The sequence below is a fragment of the Enterococcus sp. 5B3_DIV0040 genome, assembly GCF_002140755.1.
Classification (GTDB): Bacteria; Bacillota; Bacilli; order Lactobacillales; family Enterococcaceae; genus Enterococcus_D; species Enterococcus_D casseliflavus.
On record NZ_NGLC01000001.1, the window covers coordinates 1,887,534 to 1,912,373 of the forward strand.

Annotated in this window: 24 protein-coding genes, 1 tRNA gene and 3 other annotated features; of the genes, 7 read left to right on the top strand and 18 right to left on the bottom strand. The window is 45.0% G+C overall.

Going from position 1 to position 24,840, the window contains the following annotated elements:
• Nucleotides 1-113 precede the first annotated feature (113 nt).
• The 4 genes from A5883_RS08945 to rplU form a co-directional block, all read right to left on the bottom strand.
• Entirely contained in the window at nt 114-578 is a 465-nt protein-coding gene (locus A5883_RS08945; RefSeq protein WP_016610308.1) for a GNAT family N-acetyltransferase, read from the bottom strand.
• Nucleotides 579-688: 110 nt separating this feature from the next.
• A complete protein-coding gene (rpmA, locus tag A5883_RS08950; RefSeq protein ID WP_003126181.1) occupies nt 689-982 on the bottom strand; it encodes a 50S ribosomal protein L27 in 294 nt (97 codons plus the stop codon).
• A gap of 12 nt (nt 983-994) precedes the next feature.
• Nucleotides 995-1,339 (bottom strand): ribosomal-processing cysteine protease Prp, encoded by a 345-nt coding sequence (locus A5883_RS08955; protein ID WP_005225752.1) that lies wholly within the window; start codon nt 1,337-1,339, stop codon nt 995-997.
• Between the two features lie 26 nt (nt 1,340-1,365).
• The gene (gene rplU, locus A5883_RS08960) at nt 1,366-1,674 is read right to left on the bottom strand and encodes a 50S ribosomal protein L21 (RefSeq protein ID WP_005225751.1); all 309 of its coding nucleotides are present in this window, start codon (nt 1,672-1,674) and stop codon (nt 1,366-1,368) included.
• Nucleotides 1,675-1,693: 19 nt separating this feature from the next.
• Nucleotides 1,694-1,764 (bottom strand) — a sequence feature (ribosomal protein L21 leader region).
• A gap of 169 nt (nt 1,765-1,933) precedes the next feature.
• Between rplU and A5883_RS08965 the strand changes: the two genes are divergently transcribed.
• Complete coding sequence (locus A5883_RS08965; protein ID WP_010747984.1) at nt 1,934-2,587, top strand: uracil-DNA glycosylase; 654 nt, start codon at nt 1,934-1,936, stop codon at nt 2,585-2,587.
• Between the two features lie 17 nt (nt 2,588-2,604).
• On the opposite strand, the gene leuD is transcribed toward A5883_RS08965, so the two are convergent.
• Genes leuD through A5883_RS08985 form a run of 4 tightly spaced genes read right to left on the bottom strand, consistent with a single transcriptional unit; the run spans nt 2,605 to nt 7,136 of the window.
• The gene (leuD, locus tag A5883_RS08970; protein ID WP_086338355.1) at nt 2,605-3,192 is read right to left on the bottom strand and encodes a 3-isopropylmalate dehydratase small subunit; all 588 of its coding nucleotides are present in this window, start codon (nt 3,190-3,192) and stop codon (nt 2,605-2,607) included.
• A complete protein-coding gene (gene leuC / locus A5883_RS08975) occupies nt 3,192-4,574 on the bottom strand; it encodes a 3-isopropylmalate dehydratase large subunit (protein ID WP_086338356.1) in 1,383 nt (460 codons plus the stop codon). Before leuC ends, leuD begins: the two co-directional genes overlap by 1 nt.
• Nucleotides 4,555-5,619, bottom strand: a complete 1,065-nt coding sequence (gene leuB / locus A5883_RS08980; RefSeq protein WP_086338357.1) for a 3-isopropylmalate dehydrogenase — start codon at nt 5,617-5,619, stop codon at nt 4,555-4,557. Before leuB ends, leuC begins: the two co-directional genes overlap by 20 nt.
• The gene (locus A5883_RS08985) at nt 5,616-7,136 is read right to left on the bottom strand and encodes a 2-isopropylmalate synthase (protein ID WP_086338358.1); all 1,521 of its coding nucleotides are present in this window, start codon (nt 7,134-7,136) and stop codon (nt 5,616-5,618) included. The genes leuB and A5883_RS08985 overlap by 4 nt, the downstream gene beginning before the upstream one ends.
• Nucleotides 7,137-7,710: 574 nt before the next feature.
• On the opposite strand from A5883_RS08985, the gene A5883_RS08990 reads away from it, so the two are divergent.
• The 3 genes from A5883_RS08990 (at nt 7,711) to A5883_RS09000 (ending at nt 9,392) form a co-directional block, all read left to right on the top strand.
• The gene (locus A5883_RS08990; RefSeq protein ID WP_005225745.1) at nt 7,711-8,409 is read left to right on the top strand and encodes an O-methyltransferase; all 699 of its coding nucleotides are present in this window, start codon (nt 7,711-7,713) and stop codon (nt 8,407-8,409) included.
• Nucleotides 8,410-8,554: 145 nt separating this feature from the next.
• Nucleotides 8,555-8,628 (top strand) — tRNA-Arg (locus tag A5883_RS08995).
• A 341-nt stretch (nt 8,629-8,969) separates the two neighbouring features.
• Nucleotides 8,970-9,392 (top strand): HIT family protein, encoded by a 423-nt coding sequence (locus A5883_RS09000; protein WP_086338359.1) that lies wholly within the window; start codon nt 8,970-8,972, stop codon nt 9,390-9,392.
• 39 nt (nt 9,393-9,431) lie between these two features.
• Here the strand turns inward: A5883_RS09000 and A5883_RS09005 are convergent, their stop codons facing one another.
• Complete coding sequence (locus A5883_RS09005; RefSeq protein WP_086338360.1) at nt 9,432-9,968, bottom strand: AAA family ATPase; 537 nt, start codon at nt 9,966-9,968, stop codon at nt 9,432-9,434.
• Nucleotides 9,969-10,082: 114 nt separating this feature from the next.
• On the opposite strand from A5883_RS09005, the gene A5883_RS09010 reads away from it, so the two are divergent.
• Complete coding sequence (locus A5883_RS09010) at nt 10,083-10,940, top strand: PhzF family phenazine biosynthesis protein (protein ID WP_086338361.1); 858 nt, start codon at nt 10,083-10,085, stop codon at nt 10,938-10,940.
• Nucleotides 10,941-11,087: 147 nt separating this feature from the next.
• Here the strand turns inward: A5883_RS09010 and trpA are convergent, their stop codons facing one another.
• Genes trpA through trpE form a run of 7 tightly spaced genes read right to left on the bottom strand, consistent with a single transcriptional unit; the run spans nt 11,088 to nt 17,496 of the window.
• On the bottom strand, nt 11,088-11,864 hold the full coding sequence (gene trpA / locus A5883_RS09015) for a tryptophan synthase subunit alpha (protein ID WP_005225741.1): 777 nt from the start codon (nt 11,862-11,864) through the stop codon (nt 11,088-11,090).
• Nucleotides 11,861-13,054 (bottom strand): tryptophan synthase subunit beta, encoded by a 1,194-nt coding sequence (gene trpB / locus A5883_RS09020; RefSeq protein ID WP_060792448.1) that lies wholly within the window; start codon nt 13,052-13,054, stop codon nt 11,861-11,863. The genes trpA and trpB overlap by 4 nt, the downstream gene beginning before the upstream one ends.
• Nucleotides 13,051-13,698 carry a phosphoribosylanthranilate isomerase gene (locus A5883_RS09025; RefSeq protein ID WP_086338362.1) on the bottom strand — a complete coding sequence of 216 codons (648 nt, stop codon included), beginning with the start codon at nt 13,696-13,698 and terminating at the stop codon, nt 13,051-13,053. Before A5883_RS09025 ends, trpB begins: the two co-directional genes overlap by 4 nt.
• Nucleotides 13,695-14,453, bottom strand: coding sequence for an indole-3-glycerol phosphate synthase TrpC (gene trpC, locus A5883_RS09030; protein ID WP_086338363.1), 759 nt, complete (start codon nt 14,451-14,453; stop codon nt 13,695-13,697). The genes A5883_RS09025 and trpC overlap by 4 nt, the downstream gene beginning before the upstream one ends.
• A 26-nt stretch (nt 14,454-14,479) precedes the next feature.
• Entirely contained in the window at nt 14,480-15,514 is a 1,035-nt protein-coding gene (trpD, locus tag A5883_RS09035) for an anthranilate phosphoribosyltransferase (protein ID WP_086338364.1), read from the bottom strand.
• Between the two features lie 16 nt (nt 15,515-15,530).
• The gene (locus A5883_RS09040; RefSeq protein ID WP_086338365.1) at nt 15,531-16,109 is read right to left on the bottom strand and encodes an anthranilate synthase component II; all 579 of its coding nucleotides are present in this window, start codon (nt 16,107-16,109) and stop codon (nt 15,531-15,533) included.
• On the bottom strand, nt 16,090-17,496 hold the full coding sequence (gene trpE / locus A5883_RS09045; protein WP_086338366.1) for an anthranilate synthase component I: 1,407 nt from the start codon (nt 17,494-17,496) through the stop codon (nt 16,090-16,092). The genes A5883_RS09040 and trpE overlap by 20 nt, the downstream gene beginning before the upstream one ends.
• A gap of 58 nt (nt 17,497-17,554) precedes the next feature.
• Nucleotides 17,555-17,802 (bottom strand) — a binding site (T-box leader).
• A gap of 66 nt (nt 17,803-17,868) precedes the next feature.
• Nucleotides 17,869-18,081 (bottom strand) — a binding site (T-box leader).
• Nucleotides 18,082-18,942: 861 nt separating this feature from the next.
• Here trpE and A5883_RS09060 point away from each other — a divergent pair.
• Complete coding sequence (locus tag A5883_RS09060; RefSeq protein WP_016610327.1) at nt 18,943-20,394, top strand: helix-turn-helix domain-containing protein; 1,452 nt, start codon at nt 18,943-18,945, stop codon at nt 20,392-20,394.
• A gap of 16 nt (nt 20,395-20,410) precedes the next feature.
• Here A5883_RS09060 and A5883_RS09065 read toward each other — a convergent pair whose 3' ends face one another.
• Complete coding sequence (locus tag A5883_RS09065; protein ID WP_086338367.1) at nt 20,411-22,975, bottom strand: HAD-IC family P-type ATPase; 2,565 nt, start codon at nt 22,973-22,975, stop codon at nt 20,411-20,413.
• 268 nt (nt 22,976-23,243) lie between these two features.
• Between A5883_RS09065 and A5883_RS09070 the strand changes: the two genes are divergently transcribed.
• Nucleotides 23,244-23,582 (top strand): RidA family protein, encoded by a 339-nt coding sequence (locus A5883_RS09070; RefSeq protein ID WP_086338368.1) that lies wholly within the window; start codon nt 23,244-23,246, stop codon nt 23,580-23,582.
• Nucleotides 23,583-23,655: 73 nt separating this feature from the next.
• On the opposite strand, the gene A5883_RS09075 is transcribed toward A5883_RS09070, so the two are convergent.
• On the bottom strand, nt 23,656-24,807 hold the full coding sequence (locus A5883_RS09075; protein WP_123833874.1) for a glycerate kinase family protein: 1,152 nt from the start codon (nt 24,805-24,807) through the stop codon (nt 23,656-23,658).
• Nucleotides 24,808-24,840: the final 33 nt, after the last annotated feature.

Genomic DNA, 24,840 nt, shown 5'->3' on the forward strand with positions numbered 1-24,840 from the left:
TCTAACCAGAAGATGACCGCACACTTTTTTTTACGAAACAATACAAAAAAAGCAGAGGATTCCCTTAAGAACCTCTGCATTTGACCTCATTCTCTTACTGTAAAAAGAGTCATTTACCCTTGATCCGTTGGCAGCTGCAACAAGAGTACATGCTCGTTTTCAATCATTTCACCCGTCAAAACAAAGCCATTGCGTTCGTAAAGCTTCGTTGCGATCTCGTTGCCATCCACAGCGGAGATCCTTAATTCTTGCGCTTGGATATGGGTTTTGAACCAATCTAACCCAGCAAGAAACGCCTGAGTGCCTAACCCTTGATTTTGGAAATTTTCTGCGATCATAAACCGCTCGATCCACCACGAAGCTTTTGGATAATCCTCATCCGCCTCGTAAAAACTAAATAGGATAAAGCCGACCATTTCCTCACCATTGTATAGGGCAAATGCCTGACGAGGTTCCTCATAGATCGCCTCTAACATTGAGTACCAATTGGGCGCAACAAAGTCTTCTTGCTCCTTCGTTGTCTTCAAATTCATGCACGCACGATAGTTTTCCTTCGTGATTTCTTTTAATTGAATCATTGCTTATCTCCTTATCTAAGCCATTATAAATAACTATTTCGTTAAAACGGTTTCATCGGTGTAAAAAAAAAACACCCAGGTTACTTTTACGTAATCTGGATGTCATTTTCTTATGCTTCTTGCGCTACTGGATAAACAGATACTTGTTTTTTGTCGCGGCCTTTACGTTCGAAACGAACAACGCCATCAACTTTTGCAAACAATGTATCATCTCCACCGATACCTACGTTTACCCCTGGGTAAATTTTAGTACCGCGTTGGCGATAAAGGATTGATCCGCCTGAAACGGTTTGACCGTCAGCACGTTTCGCACCTAAACGTTTTGATTGAGAGTCACGTCCGTTAGAAGTAGAACCCCCACCTTTTTTGTGAGCGAAGAATTGCAAATTCATTTTCATCAACATGAGATGCACCTCCTAGTTTTCTTTAGTAGTTTTGATTTGGATATAATCGTTGTACTCTTCTTGAACTGATTGCAAGCCGATCAACAAATTTTCTAAAAGAATTTGTGCGATATTCGACTGCTCTTGGGTCAAACGAGAAGGCAGTGTGACTAATAAGTACCCACCATTTTCGTTATCTGCTTCAACTTTTGGCGCAACGCCAGCCAAAGCATCGATCCCATTGACTGCACTGATCGCTAAAGCGGATGCTGCAGCACAGACGATGTCTTTGCCGTATTCTCCTGCTTGTGCGTGTCCAGCTAGTTCAAAAGAAACAATCCGACCAGAGTCATTTCGTTTGAATGTCCCTTTGATCATATTCGTTACCCTGCTTTTCGTAAGAATTAAGCGTTGATCGCGTCAATAACAACTTTTGTGTAAGGTTGACGGTGACCTTGTTTACGGTGTGAATGTTTTTTAGGTTTGTATTTGAAAGTTACGACTTTCTTTTGTTTGCCGTGTTTTTCAACAGTCCCTTCAACAGTTGCTCCTGCAACGATTGGGGCACCCACTTTTGTTGATTCGCCACCTACTAAGATAACTTCATCAAAAGTAACCTTTTGTCCAGCTTCAACGTCTAATTTTTCAACGTAGATTGCTTGACCCACTTCAACTTTTACTTGTTTCCCACCAGTTTTGATAATTGCGTACATGCTCTACAGCACCTCCTTATAATATACTTAGACTCGCCATCCCAAGTGACTTTCGTACTTACTACTTGTTCTGTGCGGTTGTAGCTGTGGAGTCCACAATTACAACAGATTAACTTTATCAAAATGTTTTCCTAAAGTCAATCACTAATTAAGGAAAAGACAGAATTCTTTTGCTACTAGTCATTTCCTTTTGTGCATTTTTTGTTTTCTATTACTATAGAAGAAAGAGAACAAGTGAAACAGAATTGGAGGAGTTTTCATGCAATACCCCAAAGAATTAGCCACTGCCGTTCAACAGGCGTCCCGCAGTTATCCGTTGGAAGGATTTGTTCCCGGTCAAGGACCGCTGCAGCCCAAATTGATGATCGTTGGGGAAGCCCCTGGTCGAACCGAAATCGAGAATTTTATTCCTTTTAGCGGACAAGCAGGAAAAGAATTGATGAAATCGTTGGCTTTAGCCGGTTTGACCCGTGAGGATGTCTACATCACCAGCGCTGTCCGCAGCCGCCCATACTCCGTCAAAGAACGAATCAACAAACGCAGCGGTGCCCATGAGATCGTCCATCCCAATCGGACACCTACCAAAAAAGAAGTCTTGCTACACGCACCGCTGCTTGACTACGAGTTGTCCGTTGTAGATCCGCCCGTCATTGCAACTGTTGGCAATATCGGACTGCAGCGATTATTAGGCAACGCCTATTATATCAAAGATCACCATGGCGAAGTGATCCGTTCCAAAATACAAGAAAGCAATCCAACAAAAGATGGCTATCAATGGTCGGAAAAAGAATATTTGATCGTGCCGATGTATCATCCCGCTGCGATCTTTTACAATCGAACGTTGACTCCGCAAATCGAAGCTGATTGGCGAGGGTTAAGAAACATTCTCTCACAAATACCAGCCGACGAATAACGACCAGTCCCCTAGCCCTACTGCCAATACGCTGGAATCGTCTGCTCATAGGCGGTGATTTTCGCCTCTTCCTGCAACGTGATACTGATCTCATCGAGACCGTGGATCAATTTATGTTTCCAGGTAGCATCGATTGCAAAGAAATGCTCCTCCCCAGCAACGATCACACATTGCCTCGGCAAGTCGATGCTGATGTTTTCAGAAGCAGGCAGCGAGGCGATCCTTTGGCGAACATCCAATGGCAGCTCGATGGGCAGCAGCCCGTTTTTGGTGGCATTCATATAGAAAATATCACCGAAGCTGCCAGCAATCACGGCTTTAAAGCCGTAATCCAACAGCGCCCATGCCGCGTGCTCTCGAGAAGAGCCAGAACCAAAATTATCACCAGTGACGAGGACTTGAGCGGTCTGATATGCTGGATCATTCAAGATAAATGCTGGATTAGGCTTGCGTTGCGGCAAATAGCGCCAATCGTCAAATAAAAATTCGCCAAAACCCGTTTTTTCAACGCGCTTCAAATAATTTTTCGGTAGGATTTGATCGGTATCGATATTGTCATTCATCAAAGGTAAAGTCGTACCTTCAAATTGCGTAAAAGCTTCCATTAACCCACACCTCCAACCACTTCTCGTACATCGACAAAGCGCCCATGAATCGCAGCTGCAGCCGCCATCGCTGGACTACAGAGGTGCGTCCGCGCGTTTTTCCCTTGCCGTCCAACAAAATTGCGGTTTGATGTGGAGGCACAATGGACGCCTTCTGGTACTTTATCAGGATTCATTCCTAAGCACATGGAACAGCCAGGCTCCCGCCATTCAAAACCAGCGTCAATAAAGACTTTGTCTAAACCGATCGCTTCCGCTGCTTTACGAACAGGGCGTGAACCAGGAACGATAATACCAGTGACCCCTTCTTTGATAGTTTGCCCTTTCAAAATCGCCGCTGCCTCTTGCAGATCAGACAACCGACCATTGGTACACGATCCAATAAAAATGTATTCAATGGGGATATCAGCAGCTGTCTGTCCAGGTTGCAGCGCCATATATTCATAGGCTTGCTGATCATTGTGATCCCGCACTTCAGGAAACGCTTCGCTGACTGGTACCCCCATTTCTGGATTGGTTCCCCAAGTGATATAGGGTTCTAAGGTTGTTGCGTCTAGGGTGATCAGGGCATCATAGTTGGCATCTTCATCGGTATAAAGGCTTTGCCAATCAGCCACCGCACTGGCAAACGCTTGTGGCGCAAAGCGTCGATCCTTCACATAAGCAAAGGTCGTTTCATCAGGTGCGATCAAGCCCATTTTCGCCCCACCTTCGATCGACATATTGCAAATGGTCATGCGTTCTTCCATCGTCAGGCTACGGATCGTTTCGCCAAAGAATTCTACGGCATAGCCACCACCAAAATCAGTGCCATGCGTCGCGATCAATGCCAAAATAATATCTTTGGCGTACACTCCCGGCTGCAGGTGACCGGTAATCTCAACTCCCATGCGTTTCGGTTTTGTCTGCCAAATCGTCTGTGTCGCAAAGACATGCTCCACTTCACTCGTACCGATCCCAAACGCGATCGCACCGAAAGCACCATGGGTGGCAGTGTGGGAATCCCCGCAAACGATCGTTTTCCCTGGTTGGGTCAAGCCAACTTCTGGGCCAACCATGTGGACGATTCCTTGGTTGGCAGAGCCATTGTCACACAATTCGATCCCAAAATCACGACAGTTTTTACGTAACGTGTCCATTTGCTTTTTTGCAACCAGATCAGTGATGGTAAAAATATCTTTGGTAGGCACGTTGTGATCCATCGTTGCTAAGGTTTTTTCGGGACAACGGACGGTCCGTCCCGCTTGCCGTAATCCTTCGAAGGCTTGCGGTGTCGTCACTTCATGGATCATATGCAGATCGACATAAAGCAACTGCGCTTGTCCTTCTTCTCCTGTGATCACATGCCGATCCCATAGTTTATCAAACAACGTTTTCCCCATAATTGCTCACTCCTAACTGTGCAATAACCGCTTCTGTAAAGGCAGTTGTCGTTGCTGTACCACCTAGATCACGGGTCAAGATCCCCGCATTCATTACCTCGTAACAAGCACTTTCGATGGTATCCGCCAGCTCTTCCTCTTGAAAGGACTCTCTTAGCATCATGACGACAGATAAAATCATGGAAACCGGATTGGCGCAATTTTGCCCAGCGATATCAGGTGCAGAGCCATGAATCGGTTCATATAAAGAAACCCCTTCTGCGCCATGACTTGCGCTGGGCAGCACCCCTAATGACCCTGGCAAAACCGAGGCTTCATCACTTAAAATGTCGCCAAAGAGATTTTCTGTCACGATTACATCAAAGTCTTTGGGATTTTGGATGATTTTCATAGCAGCGGAATCAACATATTGATGAGTCAACTGACAATCTGGGAATTCCTGTGCCGTTTCTTCCGCTAATCGGCGCCAAAGTCGGCTAGTCGCCAACACATTTGCTTTATCGACAGAGAGAACCCGCTTCTTCCGCGTGCGTGCGATCTCAAAGGCTTTACGCAAAATCCGTCGAATCTCTGCTTGATGATAATGATTGATGTCGTAGGCTTCTTCAGTTTTTTCTCCTTTTTCGCCAAAATAAATACCGCCAGTCAACTCACGAACGATGACAAAATCTGTCCCCCGAAGGATCGCTTCTTTAATGGGAGACAAAGCAATCACCGCATCAACTACTTTGATAGGTCGAATATTGACGTATAGCCCTAACGCTTGACGCAAATTCAAAAGTCCTTTCTCGGGTGTTATCGGTGCGTTTTCCCAAACTGGATCACCAATGGCTCCTAAAAGGATCGCATCCGCCTGCTGGCAAGCTTGTAGTGTTTCTTGCGGCAATGGCTCTCCAGTAAGTGCCAGCGCCGCACCACCAAATGGCCGCTTGTCAAAATGAAAGCGTTGGAGATGGTCTGGACAAGCCGCTTTCAATACCGCAAGCGCACTGGCCATAATTTCTGGTCCGATGCCATCTCCTGCTAAAACCACGATCTTTTTCAAACAAGGACACCTCGATTCTTTAGAGCAGCGCTAGCCTGTACATAGGCTTTGGCTGACGCCTGCAAGACATCAAAGTCTAAGCCGATCCCGCTGATTTTTTCATTGGTTTCCTGACATTCAATAACCACGTGCACTTCCGCTTGCGCATCTTCCCCACTGGTCAAGGCAGTGATCTCATAGTTCAACAACTTCGGCTGTTGCTGGAAAATCTGATCGATCGAGTTGTAGATAGCTTGGATACTGCCTGCGCCAATGGCTGATGCCACTTGTTTTTCTTCGTCTTTGATGATAGAAACCACCGCTCCTTGATGGCCATTGGACACGTATTGCAGCTGAACTGACTCCAACTCGCAGCCATCTTCTTGGCTGCGGCCTTGGTCAGCCACCAACGCTAACAAATCTTGTTCGGTCACTTGCTTTTTCTTATCTGCCAACTCTTTGAAGCGTTTAAACAATTCATTGGTTTCTTCTTGGTCAAACTGGTAGCCCAGCTGCTGCATTTTATCGACAAACGCATGGCGGCCAGAAAGTTTGCCAAGAGGCAGTGAGTTGGTTTGTACGCCTACCAATTGCGGGGTAATGATTTCGTAAGTTTCAGGATTTTTCAAGACGCCATCTTGATGAATCCCAGATTCATGAGCATAGGCATTGCCGCCGACGATCGCTTTGTTTTTCGGTACCGTGATCCCAGACAAACGTGCCACCAGATCGCTGGTGCGTTTTGTTTCGTTTAACTTGATGTTGGAGGTAGCCTGATAGAAATCATTGCGAATATGCAACGCCAGCGCCACTTCTTCTAGTGCGGTATTGCCCGCTCGTTCGCCGATCCCGTTGATCGTTCCTTCCACCCGATCAGCACCATTTTCGATAGCTGCCAGCGCATTGGCTGTCGCCATTCCCAAGTCATCATGACAATGGGAAGAAAAAATGATCGGCTGCTCACTCTTGATATTGGCGATCAAATAGGCAAAAAGCGCACCATATTCCGTAGGATTGGTAAACCCTACTGTATCGGGCACATTGATGATCGTCGCGCCGGCATCAATCGCTGTTTGAACCGCCTCAAGCAAGAAGGCCTTATCGGTGCGGGTGGCATCTTCTGGCGAAAATTGAACTTTTTCAAAGCGTTCACGGGCATAAGCCACATGTTCTTTGATGGAAGCGAGTACTTCTGCTTTCGTCATATTCAACTTGTACTGGCGATGCACCTCACTCGTTGCTAAAAAGACATGGATCTGGGGATCGATGGCTTGATGAAGAGCTTCATAGGCACGATCAATGTCTTTTTTCTGACAACGGGCAAGTCCTGCAACGGTCATTTTCGTCACCGCCCCAGCAATCGCTTGGACTGCTTGAAAATCTCCTTCTGATGCAATCGGAAAGCCTGCTTCGATCGTATCGATCCCCCATTTTTCTAATTGCAGCGCCAGTTGAACCTTCTCTTTCGTATTGAAGTTGACTCCCGGCGTCTGTTCACCGTCTCTCAATGTGGTGTCAAAGAACTGGATTTTTCTCATCACTATTTCCTCCTTGGCAGTGGTAGGGGCACGCTTGGCGCGACCTCATTCAAACAAATTGAAAAAATGGTATAAAAAAAGCACTCCATAAAGGGTTTCCTTCATGCAATGCGAATAGGACTCTTCAAATGATACCTTAAAAAGGCGGGTCATAGAAAAAGAGTCCTTACGATAATAATAATAAAAATGCAGCTGTTTGTTTCAATCGTTTATCCATCGTCGTCACCTATCACTTTTTTTATCTTGTTATGAAGATACCAAACAGCGGGTTCCTCTGTCAACACTTTTCCCTGAATTTTCTGAATATTTCGATAAAAAGTTCGTTTTCGCCCTGATGATGGGTTGCTTTTCTTCCTTGATGAAAATTTAAGCAGAACCTGACGAGATCTTCACAGGATTTTAACCAAACCTCCACATAACACCGTTATGATAGAAATATCCCAAAAATATTTTTCACCCCTTTATCCTGCCAGTCGTATGACTGGTTTTTTTGTTGTTCCAAAGACTCGAAAAGATTGAACTTAAGGTGAGTTATTCGTATAATAAGGGGCAGCGATAAATGAGGAGGATGAAGATGCGCAACGAAATGATGCATCGTCCAGTAGTCAAACCAGAACTAGTGGCGTTTATGCGTGAAAAACAAAAACAATTACCCGGCGAACTTGGTGAAATCGAGCAAGCCGCTCATGAAAAAGAAGTGCCAATCATCCCACATGAAACTGTGGTCTTTTTGCAGTTTTTATTGGGACAGCTTCAGCCAAAAGAAATCCTTGAGATCGGCACAGCGATCGGTTTTTCTTCAAGCTTGATGGCACAATGTGTGAAAGAGGGGCATGTCACAACAATCGATCGCTTTGACGTCATGATCCGCAAAGCCAAAGAAACCTATGCTCGCTTAGGAAATGAAGACAAAATCACGCTATTAGAAGGACAAGCGGCAGATGTCCTGCCTACATTGAGTGGTCCTTATGATTTTATCTTCATGGACAGCGCCAAATCGAAATACATTGAATTTTTACCAGAATGTCTGCGTCTATTACGCAAAGGCGGCGTGTTGATGGTGGATGACGTGTTTCAAGCTGGAACGATTCTACAACCCATCGAAGACATCCCTCGCAACCAGCGAGCGATCCATCGCAAATTGAATCTTTTCTTGGATACCGTGATGAACCATCCTCAGCTGACCTCCACCCTCGTCCCTTTAGGAGATGGCGTGATTCTCATTACGAAAGAAGCAGATAGCGTAATCCTTGAGGAACCTGAGAAAGGTTGAGGGCAGCTGCGCTTCCTTTTTTCAAAGAAAAAATAAGAAAAGGGCGAAAAGAGATTGACATTGCTGCGCCCTTTTTCTATAATGTTATTTGTTGCTGATTGATTTCAACAGCTTAGGCGAAGTGAGCATTCGCTGAAATTTATTTGTTCCAGTAGCTCAGCCGGATAGAGCATTCGCCTTCTAAGCGAACGGTCGGGGGTTCGAATCCCTCCTGGAACGTTATATTATCGTGCATAGCGCTAGCAAGTCGTTAGGAATCTTGATTCCTAGCGATTTTTTTTGACAAATTTTTTAAAAGCCACTTTTTTCAAACGTCACTTTTACCACAAATCAGCAGCACGGTGCTTTTCTTTTGCAAACAACCTATTAACTAATTATCTAAAACATCATTAATTATCACGTATAGTTTTAACTGCTAAATAAATATGATATTATCCTCTCAAAGAGCGGCTTAATTGTAAAGCTCGTTTATGGTTTCCCATAATCCAGTAGCTTCACGTTTTTAGATATTATACTTCTCGAACACAACTAACAAAATTTATTCCATAGGAGGAATTTTGATGGAAGAATGTCCTTTTTGCCGTATCGTCTCTGGAAAAATAAAAAGCCATGTAATCTATGAAGATGACAGTGTTTGCGCCTTCCTTGATCATGCCAAAGACGTGGATTATCATATGCTGGTTATTCCTAAAAAACATTACACCAGTATTTTAGACTGCGACCCCGTTCTTCTTGCTCACCTCATTCAAACGGTTCAAAAAATAGCAGATCATTGTGTCACTCGCTTAGGATTTGATGGGATTAATTTGCTAAGCGCAGCAAATCAAGCAGCGGGTCAATCAGTCCCTCACTTTCATCTTCACTTGATTCCGAGAAAAAAATGTGACGGTATCAATGCGTGGCCCACATTCCATGGAGCAGCGCTCTCTTTAGAGGAAGCAGCGGCATTTTTGACCTTTGAAACAGATAGTAAGGGAGTTTAAACAAAACTCAGTAGACTAAATCTTGCTTAAAAGCGCTTCTTAAAATACTTGATAATACTTTACTTGTTCTGCTAGCTGATCAGCTGGTCGAGCACCATCCAGTACATAGTCGGCTGTTTCAGCAATGATCTGTTCGTGTAAAACAAATAGCTCCCTTGCATAGGAAAGATAAGTATCTGCCCAAATCAAAATCGCTTCTTTTGATTCGTTCGTATAATCCCGGTTAATCTGACGAGCAAAAGCAATATCTAGTGGTGTTTTCAAATAAATCACCGTATCGATCAACTGACGCAAATCTTGGTGCTCATATCCGAAGGGAAAGTCTACAAAAATGATTGGTTGAATGCTCATCGCTCTCTTCAGATCTTTTAGTAGCAGACTGATGTCATATTGATTGATCGCTGCGCGGGGATCTTGTAAAAAATAATCAAAAGATGGTGCTGAGGGCAATGCATCGATACTATAATCATCAAAGGAGATCACTATTCCATCTGCCAATCTACTCAATTCACGAACCAATGTCGTTTTGCCCGACGCTGTAACACCACTGACTACAATTACCTTCCCTTTCTTCATAAAGTCCCTCCTCTGTCGTACCTTCAGTATAACACGCTCAACCAATCCGTTTTCTTATCCTCCCCCTGCAAAAATTATGCTATGCTTGACAAGAATAAAGAAAGCAGGTGTCCTATGGAGATAACGGCATATATCGCAAGCGGGTTTAGTAAAAATCAAACAGGTGGCAACAAGGCTGGAGTCGTTTTGCTGGAACAGCCCCTTACACCACAACAAAAGTTAGCCATCGCAAAAGAGTTAGGCTTTTCAGAAACAGCTTTTTTATCGAAATCCCCGGAGGCCGATTTCCGATTTGACTATTTTACACCAAAAGAAGAAGTTGACTTATGCGGACATGCAACAATTGCTTCCTTTGCTCTATTGTCATATTTGAACAAGCTTTCCAAGCAACAGTATCGCATCGACACCAACGCCGGACGTTTGTCGATCACCATCAAAGACGGTGTCATTTTCATGGAACAGAACAAACCGCTGTTTTCAGATGTCCTTTCACTAGAACAATTAGCTGACTGTTTCGATACCAATGCTATCAATGATCAAATTCCTATTCAAATCGTTTCTACAGGATTAAAAGATATCCTTGTTCCAATCAAAACAACGGCCCAGTTGCAGCATGTTGCACCTGATTTTGAAGAAATAAAAAAAGTAAGTGCGCTGCAACAAGTAGTTGGCATGCACTTATATGCAATGGAAAAAGAACGAATCGTTTGCCGTAACTTTGCCCCATTGTTTGACATCAATGAAGAATCTGCCACAGGTACTTCCAATGCCGCTTTGGCTTGCTTCTTGCATCAAAAATGTTCCTTTGAAAAAGAAGTGTATCGCTTTGAACAAGGCAGCAATTTAGGTGAACCTTCTGAAATCTTTGTCAAACTAGCTACGTCCTCGCGAAAGGAAATCCAACATGTTTACGTTGGGGGCAGAGGGCATTTTTGCGAGACAGTCACCATCGACACCGATACACTGGCATAATCAAAATAATTTAGGCTGATCTTCCATCAGCCTTTTTTCCTCTTCACACATCGTGTTCTTTTTCCATAGCAGCCCATCAGTATCTCGAATACTAGTTTTCTCATAAAAAAAGAACCCAACTCGGGTTCTTTCCTTCACCTTGATTTTCTATGAAATACCGACAAGTTCTGCTAACAGCTCACTGACTTTAGGCAGTGGCTCGTTCTGTAAGGCTGCTACGATTTTTGAACCGATCACTACCCCATCGCACACTCGGGCAAAGCGCTGCACGTCTGCGTGGGTCGAGACCCCGAAACCAGCTAGTACAGGAATCGGACTTTTTTCCGAAATGGCTTGCAAATGCTGATCCAGCTGTTCGTTGTATTGGCGATCTTCTCCAGTGACACCGTTCACTGTCACAGCATAAACGAATCCTTCCGCTTCTTCGATCAGCGTCTGAATTCTGTCTGGAGGACTGGTCAAAGAGACCAGTGTGAGCAGCGCGAGATCCGCCGCATCAAACGTAGGCGTTACTAGCGATCGATGTTCAAAAGGCAAATCTGGAATAATCAATCCTTTCACATTTGTCGTTTTTAACTCATTTGCTAACTGTTCAATCCCATAATGAAAGAATGAATTGGCATACCCCATCAATACCAGTGGAACCTCAGAATGGATCGTTTGCAGCGCAGCAATGATCTTTTTTAAAGTGGTGCCATTGGCTAATGCCTGCATTCCAGCCGCTTGGATGACCGCTCCATCTGCGACTGGGTCTGAAAAGGGCACGCCGATTTCAATGGCGGCTGCGCCATGTGTCGTCAACAGTTCGATTTCTGCTGGCAGGCGTTCCAGTCCGTTGGCACCCGCCATGATATAAGGTACAAACAAAGGCTTGCCTTGTTTTTGGCGCTCTTTTAGTTTCATCGTCAATGTTTTGCTGGTCATTTCGCTTCCCCTTTCCGATCTTTGATTTGTTGAACATCTTTGTCCCCTCGCCCAGACAAACAGATCACTAAGCGTTCTTCTGCTGTCATCGTTGGCGCTAACTTTAAAGCATAGGCAACGGCATGAGCACTTTCCAAAGCGGGAATAATGCCTTCGATTTGAGACAAGAGATAAAAGGCGTCAACAGCTTCTTCATCAGTGACCGCGAAATACTCCGCACGCGCAATTTCCTTCAAATAAGAATGCTCGGGACCGACCCCTGGGTAATCCAAACCAGCTGAAATCGAATAGGGTTCAATCACTTGCCCATCATCATCTTGCAGCAAATGCATTTTGGTACCATGTAAAATACCGATACTGCCTTTCGTCAAAGTCGCCGCATGCTCGGTAGTATCCACGCCTTTTCCAGCTGCTTCAACGCCAATCAAACGAACGGTTTGATCGTTGATGAAAGGGTAAAACATTCCCATCGCATTGCTGCCGCCGCCAACACAAGCAACGACTGTCGTTGGTAGTTGTCCTTCTTTTTCTAATAGTTGCCGCCGTGTCTCACTGCCAATCACACTTTGAAAATCTCGAACGATCTCTGGAAAAGGATGCGGACCGAGTACCGAACCCATCACGTAATGAGTGTCCTCGACGGTTGCGACCCAGTAGCGCAGCGCTTCATTGACAGCATCTTTCAATGTCTGATTGCCTGATGTTACTGAAACCACTTTTGCTCCCAACAATTCCATTCGAAAGACGTTTAGTGCTTGCCGCTGAACATCTACCGCGCCCATAAAAATCGTGCATTCCATACCGAACAACGCGGCCGCAGTTGCTGTGGCGACGCCATGCTGCCCAGCACCGGTCTCTGCTACCACTTTCTTTTTCCCCATCCGTTTTGCTAATAAGACTTGGCCAAGTGCATTATTGATTTTATGGGCACCCGTATGATTCAAATCTTCTCGCTTCAGATAAATTTTGGCACCGCCTAAGTGTTGTGACAAGCGCTGGGCATGATAAAGGGGGGTCTCTCTTCCTACATACTCTTGTAAATATTCCTGTAATTCAGCTTGAAAACTTGCGTCCGCTTGTGCTTCACGATAGACAGTTTCCAATTGCTTGACTGCATACATCAATGTCTCTGGCACAAACTGTCCGCCAAAAGAACCATAAAATCCTGCTTTTGTGGGATACTGAGTCATCTTTTTTTCTCCTTTACTAAATGAATAAATTGTTCGATTTTCCGACTGTCTTTCTTGCCCTGGGTTTCAACGCCTGAAGAAACATCGACAGCATAAGGCCAAAAAAGTTGGATCGCCTCTTCTACATTTTCCGCGTGCAACCCGCCAGCAATAAAAAATCGCTCAGACAACGGCAACGGTTCTCTCGCCGCTTTTTTCCAATCAAAGGACTGGCCGTTGCCGCCAGCATAAGGGTGATCTCTTACTGGAGCGTCCAATAAACCGAAATCTGCATCGCAGCTCAGGAAATCTTGCTTTAAAGTTTCTGCTTCTCCATCAAAGGCTTGGATCACTGCGATCTTTTGATGAGCAAAAACGCCCTTCTGAATGGCTGTTTGCAAAGATGGCAGAACCGTTCCATGGAGCTGAATCGCTGTCAGTTGGGCGGCTTGAATTGCCGCTTGCACTTCTTCAACACTTGGAGAAACGAAAACCCCGACTTTCCCTACATTTTCGGGTACTTGCTCCGTTATCTTGCGGACTTGGGTCGGATCGATTCTCCGACGGCTTTCGGCAAAAACAAAGCCAAGGTAATCTGCTCCTGCATTGATGGCAGTTTCGACATGCAGGCGTTCGGTGAGTCCGCAAATTTTCACTTTGGTCATCGGCGGCTCACCTGCAAATCTGCCGCTGTTTCAGCAATTCGATTGCTTCTCATCAACGTTTCTCCAACGAGGACTCCATGATAAAACGGTGCAAGCTGCAGCACATCTGCGGCAGTTCGAATACCAGATTCACTGATATAAACCGCCTCCGATGGCTGAGGTGCTAAAGCAACACTGACATCCAAGGAAACGTCAAAAGTTTTTAGGTCACGATTGTTGACGCCGATGATTTTGGCACCTAATGCTTGGGCATGTTGAAATTCAGCCGCATTATGGGTCTCAACGAGTACTTCCAACCCTAGTGCTTCGGCTTCTTGATACAGCGCGACCAAACGGGCTGGCTCCAACGCAGCCACGATCAATAAAACGATACTGGCACCCGCATTCTTGGCGCGAATCAATTGTTTTTTGTCGATAATGAAGTCTTTGCATAGTATAGGCACCGAAATAGCCTTACTGACTGCTTCAAGATCTGCCAGCGAGCCTTTGAAAAACTGCTGGTCGGTCAAAACGGAAATCCCGCTGACACCCGCGGCTTCATAAGCTTGCGCTTGCGTGACTGGGTCGATCGCTTGGTTAATGTCTCCTTTTGAGGGTGAAGCACGCTTGATTTCAGCAATGAGGTGCATCTTTTGTGGTCGGTCCTTGACTTGCTGATAAAATGATGGGCGTTTCGCTACGACCTTTTCGGTTTCTTGTGGCATCGCGGCAACTTCTTCAACTTTTTTCTGGATGATCGTTTCTAAAAAATCCATGATTCTCCTCCTTACAGCTTTAGTAATTATTGACTATTTGACTGGCGGATCAACTCCTGCAGTTTGTCATAGGCGGCGCCCGAAGCGATACACGCCCGTGCCATCGCAAACCCTTCCGCTATCGTGGCGGCTTTGCCGTTAGCGTAAAAACCTAACCCTGCATTTAAGACCACCGTTTCTAGATAAACGGAGGGTTGATTTTTCAACACCGCAGTTAAGATCGCCGCATTTTGAGCGGCATCCCCGCCGACGATCGCCTCGATCGGCGCTGGCGTAAAGCCGTACGCTTGTGGATCCAAAGAAAAATTGGCTACCTCTCCTCCTTGATAAAAGCTGATCGCAGTTTCACCTGCCAAATTGGCTTCATCCATTCCGTTGCATCCATGGATCACCATTGCTCTTTGCCGACCAAGACTGCCTAACGCCTGAGCGGTGTCGGCCAAGCTCTCGCCTGCGTAAGTCCCAATCAGTTGCGTAGTCAACGGAACAGGATTGATCAAGGGGCCTAATAGATTAAAAATCGTTGGCGTTGCTAATTCTTGCCGTATCTTCATCACTGCTTTCATGCCGGGATGCAACGAGGGAGCGAAGAGAAACGCGATGCCGACAGTCGTTAATAGCTCAGCGATTTTTTCTGGTGATGCTTGGATCGATACCCCCAAGCAGGCTAAGACATCGGCACTGCCTGAACGACTAGAGATACTGCGATTGCCGTGTTTTGCCATCGTGATTCCCCCAGCTGCTAACACGAAGGCCGCCGTAGTGGAGACATTAAAACTATTGGAGTGATCGCCGCCAGTACCGCAATTGTCCATGGCGTCTCCTCCTTCATAAGGGATCGCAACGGCATGCTCTAACATGATTTCCGCTAAAGCGGTCAATTCGGCGGCTGTGATGCCGTTGATCTTCATCGCAACTAACGCTGCCCCCAATTGACTTTCTGAAAACATCCCGCTTAAAATTCCTTGAGCAAAGTGGCGCATCTCCTGATAACTTAAATGACTGCCATTAAAAAGCTGCTGGGTGATTTGCTGCGGCTGCTGTATTTTGACTGCTTCCATAAATGTTCCTCCTTTTTCATTTGCTGCTTTTTGCTGAGTTTTCTGGAATGAGTTCAAGAAACCGTTGGATAAAAAATGCCCCTTTGTTTGTCCCCATTGATTCAGGGTGGAATTGAAGGCCTACGATCGGCTTTTGTCGATGCTGGATCGCCATGATGATCCCTTTTGTTTCAGCCAATACCTCAAATTGTGCAGGAAGGGTCGCTGGCTCAATGACCAGCGAGTGATAGCGCATGACAGTCATGTCTCCTAGGTAGGTTTCGAATACGCCTTTTTTCTGATACGTAAGGCTCGATTGCTTGCCGTGCATAATGGCTGGTGCTTGGACCACTTTGGCACCAAACGCTTCCCCAATGGCTTGATGACCTAAGCAGATCCCTAAAAGCGGCTTGCTATTGTGGTATGTTTTGATCAAAGGAATCATGAATCCTGCCTCTGCGGGACGTCCTGGACCTGGAGAAAAAATGATGGCATCTGCTTCTTCAGCAACAAGGAAAAGGTCTGGATCATCATTTCGCAAGACGACTGTTTCTTCTGGACAGAGCTGGAGAAGATTGTAAGTAAACGAATCATAGTTATCGACGAGTAAAATCATTGGCTGACACCTCCAATAGTGCTTTGGCTTTGTGTAAGGTTTCGTGGTATTCAGATGAGGGATCAGAATCATAAACGACACCCGCCCCTGCCTGGACATAAGCGATCGCGTCTTTCAAAACCATTGTTCGAATCCCGATGGCAAAATCCGCTTGATCGTTTCGAGAAAAATACCCAACGGCTCCCGCATAGACCCCTCTTCGAACAGCTTCCCATTGATAGATGCGAGTCATGGCACGAATCTTTGGTGCCCCGCTGACCGTGCCTGCTGGCAGGGTTGCTTTCAAGGCATCCATTGCCGTCACACCTGCTCTGCGCTTGGCAGCCACCACCGAAACGATATGCATGACATAGCGGTATTTCTCAATCACCATGTATAAAGGAACATGAACCGTGCCATGTTCAGCGATTCGTCCCAAATCATTGCGCCCCAGATCGATAAGCATTTGGTGCTCTGCACGTTCTTTTTCATCTGCTAATAGTTCCGCCGCCAAAGCTTCGTCTTCTGCTTTGGTTGCCCCTCGTTTGCGGGTACCAGCGATTGGATTTGTGGTGATCGTTGTTCCTTGAACCCGAATCAAGCTTTCAGGTGAACTGCCGATCACTTTGAATCCGTGATCGAAATCAAGATAATAGAGGTAGGCAGACGGATTCGTCACTCGCAGTTTTCGGTAATAGTCAAAAGGATCTTGTGTAAATGCTGCTTGCAGACGTTGGGAAGGAACCACTTGAAACATATCCCCTGCCGTAATTCGGGCTTTTGCCTCACGAACGATCGTTTCATAGGCATGTTGGGTAACATTACTTGTAAAATGCAGCTTTTCATTCGATAACCCACGGGTCTCAGCTGCGACTGGTGTCCTTAATTGCTGCTGCACCGCTTGGAGTGCCTGCTCCATCTCGGTGGTCCCCCTTTGGCTGTAGCAATTTTCAAGGATGATGGTCAAGGTTTCCCTTTGATGGTCCAGAACGAGAAAGGTTTCAAAAAGCCAAAAGGCCATATCAGGCACCTGCAATTCATCTGTTGGCAGTTGTCCAATGTCTTCATAGCAAGCTGCGATATCATAGCCCGCATACCCGATCGCCCCACTTTGCAACGGCAGATTCGGTAAAGCGGTGGTTTCTTTTTTGACTACATACCGTTCCATTTCTTTTAAAGGGTCCTGACAGGGATACTTGTTGACCGTTTTTTCCAAAAGATCCTCCACTTGAAAAACACCATCCTTAAAGGTCAGTTTCTGAACAGGATCAAAGGTGAGGATCGAATAGCGTCCCGTATCTTCTTCTCTGGGAATACTTTCCAGTAAACATTTATGCGCCCCTTGAATCCGTAAAAACACTGAGACAGGTGTCAAACAATCGCTGTTGATTCGTTCCATTCGATACATAAGCTGCTCCTTTCTTTGTAAACAAAAAGCCCTCAAGCAAACATCATAAAAACGTCTGCTTGAGGGCGAATGACCGCGGTACCACCTCAATTGAAAGTTGCCTAAAAAAACAACTTCTTCTCTATCAACCGTCTAACAACGGTCTTCCTCTATAACGGGAGTTCCCGCATTTTCCTACTGCCAAAAAAAGGGTTCAAAAAATGATCGGCTAAGGCCATTTCCTTGATTTCTTGGTATCGGACTCTCATCACCGCCGACTTTCTGTAACCAAAAAAGACTCAAGTACTTCTCTTAGTTTGATTTTACGTTTATTTTTTTATTGGTTGAAGGGCAAAAAAAACAAAAAAGCCCTCATGCAAACAAACTCGTCTGCATGAGGGCGATTACTCACGGTGCCACCTCAATTGGTTCTCTAGATCGTCTATCAACGATCGTTCTCTGTAACGGGAGATCCCGAAAAAAGCCTACTGATTTCAGCCTTTCGACACAAAAGTCCATTTCTGAAGCGTCAATCTGCTGATTTACACCACCATCAGCTCTCTGCAAGACGAACGTCCTCATACTTCTCTTTTGTTTGGTCTTTACTAGTTATTGGTAGCTATATTACGTGGCTTTTGCTGATCTGTCAACAGAAAAAAGCGAATTTTATTTTTTTGTCTCCTTTTGACAATACAAGAAAACAACCTACAATGGGTTGCCTTAACCAAAATTAAAAGACATTCTTTAGGACAAAAATCTCCCTCACTTCTTTCAGCGTACTTAATTATAGCTGCTACTCTATTTAAATAATATTTGTTTTTTTATAACCCTTACGTGAAGATCAAAGAGTGAAAACTTTGCTATAATTTTGCCAAAAAATCGACATTTTTCCAAAATTTTCATAACATCATGAAAAAACAGAATTGTTATTTGAAATATTCTTCTATATGATTGAACCGAATGTAAGAAAGGGTGATTAAATGCACATAGACAAATTATATTTTTCCACCTTTATTTATAAAATGAGCTGCTTAGAATTTACTTACTCTCTCATTCAATCCAATGAGAAAAAAGTCGAATTATCCGAGGAAGAACAAGCCGAAATTGAATGGATCATCAATTCTGCGCTCCATCGAAAACTCTACGCCTCTCGCAAAAAGAGTCTTTTTTCCTCAAAAATAAAATTATCGAAAGAAAGTTATTCTATGTATTTGCGAATGAAGAAATACGAACACATGATAGACCTCTAACCATTAAAACACATAAAACAAGCGCATTCCTTTAGACAGTTACTCAGAAGGTTGCCGATCCCAGCTTTTTTAATAAAAAAACATCATCCAGTGAATTGGAAATAGCAAAACTTGCCTTTTTCGTATAAAATCAAAATGAACACGAAAGAGTTGTCTTTCATCAAAACAGTCAATGTGACTCTTTTGACCTTCAAGACTCGGAAAGGAAGTTTTTGTCATGGATGGGATGATGAAAAAAATCATTACGGAGAAGGATTTATTACGTCAGATCCTTCTCTTGGAACAACTGGCGAATCACAAAATGATCACTGCCAAGCAACTAGCAAAATTGATCGATACGACGGAGCGAACCGTTTTTTCCGATCTAACCTATATTCGCCAACAATTGCCTGATGGTTGGCAGATCGAAGCTGCTAGTAGTGGCTTTGCTCTGACCCATGATGGGCCATTGTTGATGAGTCAGCTCTGGGAAACGTTTTTCCCTCAATCGATCGGTGTTTCTTTGATGAAAGCATTGCTTTTTTCCAGCGAACTCCGTACGCAAGATATTCTTAGCCAAACAGGGACATCCTATGAGACCTTGCGACGACATGTGACAAAATTAAACAAAAGTCTCACTGATTTTTCGTTGCGGATTCGGATCACCAATCGCATGATCCGCTTTGAAGGAAGTGAGATCAACATCCGTGTTTTTTTTCATCGCCTGTTACTGCCATACACCCATAACAATTACTTTTTTGAGGAATATACGATTCATGAGTCTCACTATTATCATTTCTTGGATCGCTTAGCAAAAGCCAAGCTGCAGATCGAAGTGGAACAAATCTACGGTACCTGCTGGTTTTTTATCAATACGATTCGCATCAAAGCCAATTGCCGTATCGATTCCTTTGAATTTCAGGGGGACGATCCCCTTTATAGCCTTTTCCAACAGCCATTAAGCCAGCTGTATCAAAAAGAAGGCGTTTATTTAGAACGCAGCGAACACTTCTTTAGCTTCTACTGCTTCTTAGAAAGTTGGAACTACAATAACGACTGGTCCGCAACGATCCAAGCAACCCTTGAATCCTACCAAACCATTTATCAGAAAACGACCCATTTTGTTGGAAAACTAGACCGCTTGTTGCAGTTGTCTTTAGCTAGTGATACACAACTGATTGAGAATCTACTGTTGCTTTTGATCAAATCGCAAGAGTCAGCCAAGCTCTCAGAATTGTTCGGGCTCGAATTTCACGAGATCCAACGGTTAAATCAACCCTATTCGCTATCGATCGAAGCGACGATCCATGACTTTTTAGAAGAGCAAACAGCCAGTCAATCGGAAATGAGTTTTCCATTATGGTCAACCACCACCTTACTGATCCAACAAGCGATTTTACAGATCAATCCCATTCGCGCAAAAGGGTATTTTGTTTTCCAAGGTGAGCCTGCCTGGAAAGCTTATCTCCTGCAAGAATTGAATGACTTCCTCGGTGCCCGCATCCTTTTATCGGCGATCGAGCCTGGTCAACTAGAAGCGTTGGCGGAAATCGAGGTTGATTTTATTCTCTCAAATTTCCCTTTAGAGGAAGTATCTGTTCCAGTTTTTTACTTATCGATGGTACCAACGAAAAATGAGCTCAATCAAGTGACTGAGCTCATCCAAACCTATTATTTAAGCTATCGCTAGAATCATCAAGCTGCCGCTACTGCTTCACTGGAGCGGCTTTTTGCCGTCCTTGCAGCTTATTCGTAATAAATTTCTCACCCTCAACGACTGCGAAAAGGAGTGCGCCGTTAGCAGCGATACTCAACTGCTGCATCAAGGTCAAAGAACCGATCCCTAAAAGCTGGTGTCCTAGAGGGGTTAGGAAAATCGCTGCCTGTAATACGATCAGCAGTGAAAGAGAAACGAATAGCGCTCGGTTGGCAAACAGTTGGCGATTCAAGGCTGGCTTGACCAGCTCACGACAGTTCAACAAGTAGACCGCTTGGGCAAAGACGATACTTTGCAGTAGCATACTTTGCTGAAGGACCGTTCCCTCAAATTGAACCGCTAAGACGTAAGAAGGAATCATGATCAACAGCGAGACGTAGAAGATGCGGAACAAGCTGTACCAAGACAAGATGCCTTCTTTGATTGGCCGTGGTGGTCGATTCATGACATCCGCACTTGCCTTTTCAAAACCGAGTGCGTAAGAAAGCGTGATCGTTGTCACCATATTTACCCATAAAATTTGGACAGGTGTCAGTGGCAGTGGTCGGTTCAACAAGAGTGCCGCAATAACGATCAATCCTTGGGCAACCGCAGTTGGTAAGAAGAAGTTGATGGTTTTCTTCAAATTATCGTAGATTCGACGACCCACTCGGACGGCATTGGCGATCGTATGAAAATTATCGTCTGCCAAAACCATATCGGCTGCTTGCTTGGTTACTTCACTGCCTTTGATCCCCATAGCGATCCCAATATCGGCTTTTTTCAGCGCTGGTGCATCGTTTACGCCATCACCGGTCATTCCGACGATCTCTTCATTCGCCTGCAAAGCACTAACGATCCGTAATTTATGCTCAGGGGTCGTTCGAGCAAAGATGTCTGTCTTTTGGACTGCTTGCTGCAATTCTTCCTCCGACAGCAGATCGATTTCTAACCCTTCCAACACGTGATTCGTGTGCTTCAAGCCAATTTGCTTGCCGATGGCTTGAGCAGTCTTGCCATGGTCTCCTGTGATCATTTTGACTTGGATGCCCGCTTGCAAGCACTCTTTTACCGCTTTGATGGCACTGTCTTTCGGAGGATCAATGATACCAGCGATCCCGACAAAGGTTAAATTGGTTAGCCCTTCGTGGGACAAGGACTCCTGTGCCGACAGTGTCAGATGCGCAAAGCCGATCAGCCGCTGCCCTTTCGCTGCTAATTTTGCACTTTCATCTAACCACCATTGCTTTTGATTTGAAGTCAGTTGGCTTTTCTCAAGCAACACTTCGGGCGCACCTTTGACAAAAACTACCGAGGCATTCGGCTCTTCTTGATTTTGATGGCGTGTTGCCATGTACTTGTAAGAGGAACTAAAAGGAATCTTATCGACTGTTTTACGCAATGGTTGCTGCGCTGATTCTGCGTATTGTAACAAGGCTTTTTCGGTTGGGTTCCCAACGAGATCCGCAGCCTTTTGTCCTTCGTCTTGCTTCAAGTCTTGACAATTTGCCATGATATCAAGCACCGTTGCTTTATCCACGTTTGACTCAACTAAAACATCGACGACCGTCATTTCATTTTTGGTCAAGGTTCCTGTTTTGTCTGAACAAATCACCGTCATGGCACCTAGTGTCTCCACTGATGGCATCGTTTTGATGATTGCTTGCTCCTCGGACATTTCCTTGACACCCATCGATAAAATCATGGTCAGCACGGCTGGCAAACCCTCAGGAATCATCGCTACCACTAAGGCGATACCTGATGAGAACAAGAGATCAAGATCAAAGCCGTAGCGGAAGGTAGTAAAGAAGATCAAGAAAATCACTAATCCGATAATGCCTTTAAAGATTTGGTGATTCAATTGCTTCATTTTTTTGATCAACGGGGTTTCTTGCGCTTTCACAGACTGAATTGCTTGATTGATCTGGCCGATTTGTGTATCGTCGCCTATTTCAACGACGATCCCGCTGGCAGTTCCGCTTTCTACATGGGTACCAGAAAACGCCATGTTCCGCTGGTCACCAATTGTACTTTCTTGAGTAATAGGCTCGGTCATTTTTTGAACAGGCTCAGATTCGCCAGTTAAAATCGACTCTTCAATCACAAGATCATGGGTTTCGATCAAGCGCATATCTGCTGGTACAACATCTCCTGGTCCTAAAACGACTAAATCTCCATTTACTAAGGAAGAAACAGCGATTTTCTTCTTGCGGCCGTGAACATAAATCGTTGCTTCTTGCCCCATGAACTGCTTCAATCCATCCAGTGATTCTTGGGCTTTGCGCTCTTGCCAGTAGCCGACGAATCCATTGATGACGACGACCGCCATAATAATGCCGCTTTCGATATAATCACCAGAAATCCCTTTTAAGACGGCTGCGACGATCAAGACCAACATCAGTAAGTCGGTAAAGTGCTTGCCGACTTTCTTCCATGTGGGGATCTGCGCTGCCTCAGTAATTTTATTTTCACCTTGCTTTGCTAAACGCTGGTTGCGTTCTTCGGAGGAAAGGCCCTGCCGTGTTGTTTGCAACGTGTGTAATAGTTCTTCTGTTGTGTTTTTGTACCAATTCATATTTTTTTCCTCCTTGTTTATTTATTTGATCTGAACATAGTATAAGACATTGAAACCATAAAATTCTGGCGATAATTTCAGCGGAGCCTGAAAAAAATGAGTGCTTTTCTTAAAGGGGAAGAGTGGCTTGGTCACGTGGCTTCACACAACCAACTGAACACGTCCGTTGATTGTTTTTGCAGGTGGAATCAAGTAAACTAGGACACACCCAATCAATTTCTATCTGTCCCATCATCCAAAGGCAAGATAGACGAAAGGAGCCAAAGAAATGGCAATCTATACCGATACAAAAATCGCTCAAGGACCTTTTCTTTTCATTTCTGGTCAAACGCCGTCGCAAGACGGAGCCACACCTGAGGACCCGCAAGAGCAAACAACCATCGTTTTGAAAAAGATCGAACAGCTTCTATCAGCCAATCAACTGTCCTGGTCATCAGTGGTCAAAATGACCGTCTTTTTAACAGATGCTGCCTACTTAGCTGCTGTCCGTACGGCGTTTACAACTATTTTGGTAGAAAACAAACCAGCCATGAGTCTCGTGATCGTTGCCGGCTTGGTTGCCCCTGACTTTAAAGTAGAGATTGAAGCACAAGCTACCTTGGCTTAAGCACAGAGAAAAACACCAAAAAAACTTCGTACAAAAGGCAGTAGCCAATACGAAGTTTTTTGGTGTTATCTTCTTATTCAGTCCTATCTGAAGTGTCTGATTCAGTCTTTTTTTGCCACTGCTCCACAAAACCAGCGATGGCTTGAGCAGTCTGTTGAGTATTCACTAAGGTTCTCTTTTTCTCCATCGCTTCTGTCAACGAAATCGGACCTTGCTGGATACAAAAGACGGCAGATAGTAGTTGCGGCAGTTTTCCTAGATCGTCGCTTCGGGAGCCGCAGATGGCAACAACCGGTACCTGATGTTTGTGGGCGAGCAACGCGACGCCATAGGGTACTTTTCCCCCAGCGGTTTGCCCATCGATGCGTCCTTCACCCGTGATCAACAAATCTGCTTCTTTGATTTTTTCCTCAAATCCAACCAATGAAGCGATCGTCGCAAATCCAGGAACCAATTGACCACCTGCCAAACGAACAGCACCACCAAGTCCACCTGCCGCACCAGCACCAGGGACTTCCAGATCGATCCCCGTGGTCCGCTTGATGTGCTCAGCCAAGCGCTTTGCCTGCTGATCCAACTGCTGGATCGTTTCTTGGGATGCCCCTTTTTGCGGACCAAAAACCTGCGCAAATCCCTGATTGCCAAAATAGGGATTCGTTACATCGGCTAATGCAAATAGGTCAATTTGTGCAAGCAGAGGGTTCAACTGGCTGAGCGCCAGAGATTCTGCTTGCAGCAAAGGATTGTTTTCCATCCGCTCGTTTCTTTGAATGGTTGCTCCTAGCGCAAGTAAAAAGCCTACACCCCCATCAGAAGTGCCGCTACCGCCAAGGGTCAGGTAAATTTTTTTCACACCTTGCCTGCAAGCTGCTAAGACCATTTGGCCTAAACCAAAAGAAGAGCTATTGCGGGTGGTCTCGTCACTAGGTTCCACGAGTTGCAACCCAATCACTTCTGCAGATTCAATCAGGGCAATTTTTTCTTCCTTGATTTTTGTGACCAACATACGGGCTTGCAACTTACCGCCTAATGGAGCGGTCACTGAAACCGTTTCGTAATTGCCTCCCAGCGCAGCAATGACTGCTGCCATTGACCCTTCTCCCCCATCAGCGATTGGGATACTGCGTGTTTCCCACTGGTCTGAAAACCCGCTTAAGACCGCTTGATTTAGTTCTGCGGAAGTGGCACTTCCTTTGAAGGAATCGATCGCTGCTACAACTTTCAATTTTCTACCTCTCATTTACGATCATCTCTTTCC